This window comes from Asticcacaulis sp. (assembly GCF_027484505.1).
In the GTDB taxonomy this organism is placed as follows: Bacteria; Pseudomonadota; Alphaproteobacteria; order Caulobacterales; family Caulobacteraceae; genus Asticcacaulis.
This window is the reverse complement of record NZ_JAIXSV010000170.1, coordinates 1-3,536: the sequence shown is the minus strand read 5'-3', so window position 1 is coordinate 3,536 and position 3,536 is coordinate 1. Positions and strand designations below refer to the sequence as shown.

2 protein-coding genes are annotated in these 3,536 nt (G+C 62.9%); both read right to left on the bottom strand.

Annotation, left to right across the window (positions count from 1 at the left end):
• Positions 1-273: 273 nt before the first annotated feature.
• The gene (locus tag Q0072_RS10630) at positions 274-2,937 is read right to left on the bottom strand and encodes a DUF2339 domain-containing protein (RefSeq protein WP_298329581.1); all 2,664 of its coding nucleotides are present in this window, start codon (positions 2,935-2,937) and stop codon (positions 274-276) included.
• Positions 2,938-3,005: 68 nt separating this feature from the next.
• Positions 3,006-3,536: endolytic transglycosylase MltG (gene mltG, locus Q0072_RS10625; RefSeq protein ID WP_298329578.1), on the bottom strand; the 531-nt coding region annotated here is incomplete at its 5' end.

The following is a 3,536-nucleotide window of genomic DNA, read 5'->3' as shown; positions in this document are numbered from 1 at the left end:
CAAGGGCAAAGCGACAAGATGAGAACAGGTCGAACCGACAGGCGAGACATTCCGTTAATACCTGTGGCCGATAAGGTCGCGCCGCTGTTTGGAACTCGCTTGGCGGACCCCATCTGGGCCAGCGGTCATCGGCCGCAAAAAACAGGCCGGACACATGAACGCTCTCGACCCGTACAAATCCTTTCGCACACCCCTTGTCCCAATGGGGCCGTCCACACATGGTATCAGGTGCAGCCGGTGCGCCGCCGGACCGGTCTGCGTTGATACGACAGGTCAAGAGTTCTGACCGGTCGTATGGTCCGTTTGCGGCGATGGGGTGGGCCTGGGGAAGACGAAGCGCTGATAGATCCAGCCGACACCAATCAGGCTCAAACCCAGCCCCAGGAAAGACAGGATGCGCGGAACACCGCTGAGGCCGGACATGTCCAGCAGGAAGACCTTGGCCACAGTCAGCAGCAGGATGGCCATGGCGGTGTTCCGTACGTCAGCACGTCCCGTGCGAATGCCCAGCAGGATCAGCAGCAGCGCCGAAACCAGCCCTAAGCCGGAATAGCAATAAAGCTCCCAATCCGATGGCATCCCCGCCACGTCCAGGGAAATGACATCGCCATGAAATGCCTGACGCACCGACAGGCCGGCATAGGTGAGCAACAGCAGCAGGATCAAGGGATCGAAGATGGCTTGTCGCACCGGCAGACGCGATAGAATCGGCCTGTGAGCGTAGATCAGCAGCAACGCGGGCAGCAGATAGGCCAGGGTCAACAGATTGAGCAGCGGCCATGTGCCGACTGACACATCGATCCATAGCGGGTTGAGGGCGAGAAGATGGAAGATTGCCAGCTGTAGAAGGGCCAATCCCGACAGGATGGCACCAAAGATACGGATGGGCAGCCGACGGCCCGGCAGCAGGGCTGCGAGGCCCGCCGTCATCCAGGCCAAGGTGCGCAAGGATATTTCAAGCAGGTCGAAATTGTCTGCGCGCAGACTGCCGTTGGTCCAGGCACGTATCTCCAGCGTCACGGCACTGATCGCCAGTGTCAGGGCGCTGATCAGCAGCGCATCGGCCAGGGCCGTTCGTCCGTGAAAGTCGGGTCCGCCGGGCGCCTTCATCAGCCGGGCCGCGATATAGTGCGCAAGAGCAGCGCCGCCCATGGCCCACAGCGGCCAGTGCAAAGGGCCGTTCAGCGGGTAATCCAGGACATTCCCGTTCATCAGGAAACGACCCAGGACGATGCTGCCCATAAGGGCCGCAGCGTGCATCAGCGCAGAAGCCCCCAGCAGTCGAGCTGCCATCACGCCCAAAGGCACCAGCATCGCGATCGCCAGGGTCATGGCCGCGCCCTCAAACCAGAAAGCCAGCAATATAGCCAGCAGAGGCAGCGACATCGCCCCGTAATAGGCCAACGCCGCTTCGGCCCGTTCCGGTTGACGCGCGCGGGCAGCCCACGACCGGCGCACACCAGGGATGGTCAATACCAATCCCACGACGGCCAGCAACAGAAGCACCCAAGGCAGATGAAGCGTGACCTTGCGGTCCAACCACCATAGCAGCAGCGCGAGATATGCCAGGATCACCGGCACCGATATGGCCGCCAGGACCGGGATGATCGGCCGATCCCGACGCAGGGCGCCAACAAACGATACGGCCAAATAGGACAGTATGACGGCCAGAAGCGGGATGAAGGCACCAGCTTCCGGTGGGCGAGAGAGCGATATCAGGGCGTACGCCCCGACACAGACCAGCAGGATGGCGCCAATGGGCCAAAGCCAGGAGCGCATGCCGTCGCTGCGGCTTAAACCCGCGAACAGCGCGGGCAGCAGCAGCAATGCCACCCAGACAGCCGACGTGAAGCCACTTGTGGTGACCAAGATCAACAGGTTCGCCAACGCCAGGAGCGCAGCCGCCATACAGGCCTGATCCAACAGTGCAGGCTGCACCCCCTTGATCCGGGACAAGGCCAGCAACGCCACCGATGGCAGCAGGATCAGCAGCATGACAACCCAAACGGCGAGCGAACCGGCGGTCTGCGGTTCCAGGTCAGAGCCCAGATACAAGGTCAGCACGCCGTGGCAGGCCACCCCGGCGGTCAGCAGCCATGCCATGCCAAGCCGGGCGGCAACAAAGAAAACCGCTAGCAGCAGCACCGCCACCCAGGCCGCATCGCCAAGCCCCGCCGGCTCCCCATCCCGGATCAGTATTGGCAGCAACAAGCCGCCCGTGTAGGCCAGAAGCCCGACAAAGGGGCCGTGGCGAAAGGCCAGCGGAAAGCCCAACAGCGAGGTCGCCGCCAGCAATCCGAAAGTAACACCGGGACCAACCAGTCCATGCAGGGCATGACTGGCATAGATGGCCGCGAACAGGATCGACAGACCAGCAGCCACCAGCGCGACCGGCACTTGATCGGGCGTGATGAACCCGACAGGCCGATCCCACCCACGGCGCGACAGAACCTCCCCCCCTAAGATCAGCAGCAGGCCGAAAAGCCCGCTCAACAGCATACGGGGGCCGGGACCCAGGATGCCGTGTTCGACGGCGAAGCGGGCCAGAAACAGGCCACCGATGGCAATTGTGATACCGCCCAGCCAGACCAGCCAGCGGGTTGTGAAGGTCCGTTCAAAATCCTGCTGGCCCGCAGCACGACCGGCGGGCGTAATGGGCGTGCGAAGCGCCGCCATCGCCTCCGCCTGCGCTGTTGGCTGCGCAACCTCGTGAATTATCGGGTCCGACGGACTGGCCCACACTTTTTCAACAAGGGGTGGCGGGGGCTGCGGAAGAACTGGTTTGGCGATCACCTCTGCCGAATCACGTTTCCGCAGTTCCTGGCGAAGGAACCGGACCTCATTCTCCAGACGCCGGAAACGGCCATTGGCCCAGAAGATAACACCCAGCAGGCACAACAGCCCCAAAAAGATCAGCAACGAACCATCATCGCTCATCCGCACGTCTTTCCCAATGTTAGGGAGACATGGTTGTATAAGCGCCGGTTATGGTCAACCGATTTGGCTCACCCCCCGTCCCGCACCCGCCGCCATTTCACGACGTTGCGGTTATGCTCCTCCAGCGTTTCGGCAAACGCGTGCCCGCCCGTGCCATCGGCCACAAAGTAGAGATATTTGTGGGCTTCGGGCTTCAGCACGGCCTGAAGCGACAGCAGGCCGGGATTGGCGATGGGGCCAGGGGGCAGGCCGGGGATCACATAGGTGTTGTAGGGGCTGTCCAGCTTCCAATCGGCGCGGGTCAGATCACGGTCGATCTGCCCGCGTCGGTCCGACAGGGCATAGATGATGGTCGGGTCGGATTGCAGGCGCATGCCGATGCGCAGGCGGTTGACGAACACGCCCGCAACGCGCGGCCGCTCGGCTGCCACGCCCGTCTCCTTCTCCACGATGGAGGCCAGGATGACGGCGTCGCGTTTGGATTTCAGCGGCAGGTCGGGGTCACGGTCGGCCCATAGCCGCTCCAGCGCTTCCGCCCTGTCGTCCGACATGCGCGCCAGGATGTCGGCGCGGGCATCGTCGCGCAGATATTGATAGGT